This is a genomic window from Robinsoniella sp. (assembly GCF_034124845.1).
Genome location: NZ_JAWYAJ010000187.1, coordinates 1 through 5040, shown reverse-complemented (window position 1 = coordinate 5040; position 5040 = coordinate 1). Strand labels below are relative to the sequence as shown.

The window sequence follows — 5040 nt, the reverse complement described above, 5'->3', positions numbered from 1 at the left end:
TTGCAGAAGAAAAAGATGTGGTTCTGGCATACCGCGGAGAAGGAATGGCGTATATTGGACTGGGAGAATATGATAAGGCAGTAACGGCATTTAATTCAGCGCTTGAGCATGCAGGTGAAAAAATGGTGAAAACGATTAAAGACATTCGGCTCTACAAAGCGTCTGCACAGTTAAAATCAGAAGATTATGATGGTACCATAGAGACTTGCACTCAGATTCTAACCGCAGATGAAGACGGGGATGCATATTATATGCGGGGAACCTGTTATCTGCAAAAAGAGGATGAAGCGAAAGCAAAAGCAGATTTTGACAAAGCATCGGAACTGTCACCGGAGGACTATGATCTGTTTTGGAACATCTATGAAGCTTATAAAGAAAAAAACCTGTCAGCAAAAGGAGACGAATATCTGCAGAAGGCTTTAAACATCGGCGGAGAAAAAACAGAGGATTATTATCAGCGGGGACGCATATACTATTATCTGGAGAACTATGAAAAAGCAAAAGAAGAGCTGATAAAGCCGGTTGAGGATAAGGACAAGGCATCTGCGCTGCTTCTTGGTAAAGTCTATTTAAAACTGGAGGATTCCAAGCTTGCCAGAAACGTATATCAGCAGTATCTGCAGGATTTTGGTGAAGCGCCCGAGGCATATAATGGAATCGCCCTGTGTGATCTGGCAGATAATGCCCCCGATGCTGCAATTGCAACGATCCAAAAGGGACTGGCTCTGAATGGAGAGACTGGTAAGCAGGACCTGTTCTATAATGAGATTGTGGCATATGAGCGAAAGAAGGATTTCCAGACTGCAAAGGACAAGGCAAAAGCATATATAGCAAAATACCCAAATGATGCGGCAGGCAAGAAAGAATATGACTTCCTGTCCACACGTTAACAGGAGAGAATATGACGGATTTATTTGAAATGGAAGAGTTAGAAGAAAAAGTGATATTGGTAGGCGTCAGCACGTCTGATGACGATGATACACAGGAATCCCTGGATGAATTAAAAGACTTGGTTTCCACGGCGGGAGCCGTAACGGTGGGGCGTATCATCCAGAACCGGGAACAGGTCCATCCGGGCACTTATATCGGAAAAGGAAAAATCCAGGAACTGCGGGAAATGGCTTATGAACTTTCTGCAACCGGGGTGATCTGCGACGATGAACTTTCACCTGCGCAGCTTCGGAATCTGGAGCAGGAACTGGATATGAAAGTTATGGACAGAACCCTGATCATACTGGACATCTTCGCTGCAAGGGCGTCTACAAGCGAAGGGAAGATTCAGGTGGAGCTTGCGCAGTTAAAGTACCGTTTGGCGCGTCTGGTAGGGCTTAGAAGCTCGCTGTCCCGTCTTGGAGGCGGTATAGGTACCAGAGGACCAGGTGAAAAGAAGCTGGAGATGGACCGGCGTCTGATCAAAGACAGTATTGCCCAGCTGGGCCGTGAGCTTGCGGACGTAAAGCGGCACCGTGAAGTGGTGCGCATGAAGCGGAGCAAGAACCAGACCCTGGTTGCTGCGATTGTTGGATACACCAATGCAGGGAAATCCACCCTATTGAATCATCTTACAGATGCACAGGTACTGGAAGAGGACAAGCTGTTTGCAACCCTTGATCCCACTACCAGGATGCTTGCTTTAAACGGCGGACAGGAGATTTTGCTGACGGATACGGTAGGATTCATACGAAAGCTTCCACATCATTTGATCGAGGCGTTTCGCAGTACACTGGAGGAGGCAAAATATGCCGACATAATCCTGCATGTGGTAGATGCGTCAAATCCACAGATGGAAAAGCAGATGTATGTTGTTTATGAAACATTGGCGAATCTGGGTGTCACAGATAAAACTGTGGTGACACTTTTTAATAAACAGGATAAGGTTACGGAAAAAGAAACCCTGCGTGATTTTAAGGCAGATAAAACTTTGTGCATTTCTGCCAAAACAGGAGACGGTCTGGATGAGCTGAAAAATATTTTAGAACAGATTCTCCAGGAAAAAAATATTTTGATCGAGCGTATCTATCCCTATGCTGATGCGGGTTTGATCCAGTTAATACGGAAATACGGACAGCTTCTGGAAGAAGATTACCGTGCAGAAGGGATTTATGTGAAAGCATATGTGCCTATGGAAATTTATGGAAATGTGACAGGTTGAGGCACAGGCTAAATACTGTAAAATAAAGGGAAAGTACTATATCTAGTGTTATGTGCCAAAAATAATACATAGATATGGTACTTTTTTGGCTTGACGGTAAATAATTTATTTGCTACAATAATTGCAGTCGCTCTTAAACGGGAAGACGAATGGAGCTTTTTTGACTGAAAATATATCATTTCCAGTTAGAACAATAGATGAGCTGATGTATGAGAATTGGAAGGAGCATGGGTATGTTTAGAGTAGTAAAGCGTGACGGGGAAGTAGCAGATTTTAATTTAGGGAAGATAAGTGATGCCATCACAAAGGCATTTGAAGCTTCACAAAAGGAATTTAATGAGGATATGACAAGTCTTCTGGGCCTTCGTGTGACAGCCGACTTCCAGGGGAAGATTAAAGATGGGGTCATCGATGTAGAAAGTATTCAGGACAGTGTGGAAAACGTGCTTGTCCAGGCAGGATACGGAGATGTGGCAAAGGCATATATCTTATATCGGAAACAGCGGGAAAAAATCCGCAATATGAAATCTACGATCCTGGATTACAAAGAAATTGTCAACAGCTACGTAAAGGTAGAGGATTGGCGTGTAAAAGAAAATTCTACTGTTACATATTCCGTCGGAGGTCTCATCCTGAGCAACTCAGGTGCCGTTACGGCAAATTACTGGCTGTCTGAGATTTATGATGAAGAAATCGCGGAAGCACATAGAAATGCAGACGTCCACATTCATGACTTGTCAATGCTGACCGGATATTGTGCAGGCTGGTCCTTAAAGCAGCTGATCCAGGAAGGTCTGGGAGGAATCAAAGGGAAGATTACTTCGGCACCGGCAAAGCATTTATCCGTACTCTGTAATCAGATGGTGAATTTCCTTGGGATTATGCAGAATGAGTGGGCAGGTGCACAGGCATTTTCTTCATTTGATACCTATCTGGCACCGTTTGCAAAGGCAGACAAACTGAATTACCGGGAAGTGAAAAAATGTATCGAGTCTTTCATTTATGGTGTAAATACACCCAGCAGATGGGGAACCCAGGCACCATTTTCCAATATTACACTTGACTGGACTGTTCCGGGCGACCTGGCGGAACTTCCGGCAATTGTAGGCGGAAAGGAAATGGATTTCTGCTACAAAGACTGTAAAAAAGAGATGGATATGATCAATAAGGCATTTATTGAGACTATGATTGAAGGAGATGCAAACGGAAGAGGATTCCAGTATCCGATCCCAACATATTCTATCACCCGAGATTTTGACTGGTCTGACACGGAAAACAATAAATTGTTATTTGAGATGACATCTAAATATGGTACACCTTATTTTTCAAATTACATTAACAGCGATATGGAACCAAGTGACGTGAGAAGTATGTGCTGCCGTCTGCGTCTGGATCTTCGTGAACTGCGCAAGAAGACCGGTGGATTCTTCGGCTCAGGAGAAAGTACAGGCAGCGTAGGAGTAGTGACGATCAATATGCCTCGTATTGCATATCTGGCAAGCAACAAAGAAGACTTTTATAAGCGTCTGGACCGTATGATGGATATTTCCGCACGTTCCTTAAAGATCAAGAGAGATGTCATAACGAAACTTCTGGACGAAGGGCTGTATCCATATACGAAACGTTACCTGGGAGACTTCAGCAATCATTTTTCAACTATCGGGTTAATCGGTATGAACGAAGTTGGTTTAAATGCAAGATGGCTTGGCAGGGATCTATCCGATGATAAGACGCAGCAGTTTACAAAAGAAGTGTTAAATTATATGAGAAACCGTCTGATCATTTATCAGGAGGAATACGGCGATTTATATAATCTGGAGGCTACACCTGCTGAATCTACAACATATCGTCTTGCAAAACATGACAGAAAACGCTGGCCGGATATAAAAACTGCAGGCAAAGACGGAGATACTCCGTACTATACCAACAGTTCTCATTTGCCGGTAGATTATACACCTGATATTTTTGAAGCGCTGGATATACAGGATGAACTACAGACCCTGTATACATCAGGAACAGTATTCCATGCATTCCTTGGCGAGAAGCTTCCGGACTGGAAAGCAGCGGCTGCATTGGTACGCAAGATCGCAGAAAATTATAAGCTGCCTTATTATACGCTTTCACCGACATATTCCGTATGTAAGAATCATGGTTACATTGCAGGGGAGCATTTTGTATGCCCGGAATGCGGAGAGACAGCTGAGGTATACAGCCGTATTACAGGGTATTACCGTCCGGTTCAGAACTGGAACGATGGGAAGACCCAGGAATATAAAAACCGCCAGTTATACGATGTCGATCAATCTTGTCTGCACAAGGTTCATAGCAGCATTGTTACCATATCTAAAGACGATGTAAAGGTAGAACCCGGCAAGGGGATTAAATATCTGTTTACCACAAAGACCTGTCCAAACTGTAAGATTGCAAAGGAAATGCTGGGAAATGAGCATTACGTCGTGATCGATGCAGAAGAAAATCAGGAATTGGTACAGAAATTTGGAGTTATGCAGGCACCTACACTGGTTGTGGTAGAAGGTGATAAGGCTAAAAAATATGTGAATGCGTCCAATATTAAAAAGTATGTAGATACAAATCAATAGAGTTTTTAAAACTTTAGTTGAAATAACGGAAAGCGCCGCTAGTGCCGGGCGGCACTAGCTGCGCTTTTATATGGATAAAAGGAGGCGAAAAAGAATAGGGTTGTTATACTAATACTTAGTACAACAACCCTATTCCGGTTTCGCAAGATTAACCGAAATTACATTTTTTCAACGTTAGCTGCCTGCATTCCGCGAGCGCCTTCTGTTAAATCATAAGAAACTGCCTGACCTTCTTCAAGAGATTTGAAGCCGTCTCCCTGGATAGCTGAGAAATGTACGAATACATCT

At 43.4% G+C, this 5040-nt stretch carries 4 protein-coding genes; 3 read left to right on the top strand and 1 reads right to left on the bottom strand.

All coding sequences use genetic code 11. The features are described 5' to 3' along the window. From ACH2DQ_RS08705 to ACH2DQ_RS08695, 3 genes are all read left to right on the top strand, one after another. The coding region (locus ACH2DQ_RS08705; RefSeq protein ID WP_395026397.1) for a tetratricopeptide repeat protein at nt 1-890 on the top strand (890 nt) is incomplete at its 5' end. Nucleotides 891-901: 11 nt separating this feature from the next. After that, nucleotides 902-2152 carry a GTPase HflX gene (gene hflX, locus ACH2DQ_RS08700; protein WP_394911023.1) on the top strand — a complete coding sequence of 417 codons (1251 nt, stop codon included), beginning with the start codon at nt 902-904 and terminating at the stop codon, nt 2150-2152. A gap of 233 nt (nt 2153-2385) precedes the next feature. Next, nucleotides 2386-4752, top strand: a complete 2367-nt coding sequence (locus ACH2DQ_RS08695) for a ribonucleoside triphosphate reductase (protein ID WP_394911024.1) — start codon at nt 2386-2388, stop codon at nt 4750-4752. Nucleotides 4753-4910: 158 nt separating this feature from the next. Here the strand turns inward: ACH2DQ_RS08695 and ACH2DQ_RS08690 are convergent. After that, on the bottom strand, nt 4911-5040 hold a 130-nt coding region (locus tag ACH2DQ_RS08690; protein ID WP_395026399.1), incomplete at its 5' end, for a cold shock domain-containing protein.

What these genes read in the sequence shown, in the direction of transcription:
- hflX (WP_394911023.1), top strand. Translation starts at nt 902, where the DNA reads ATGACGGATTTATTTGAAATGGAAGAGTTAGAAGAAAAAGTGATATTG.
- ACH2DQ_RS08695 (WP_394911024.1), top strand. Translation starts at nt 2,386, where the DNA reads ATGTTTAGAGTAGTAAAGCGTGACGGGGAAGTAGCAGATTTTAATTTA.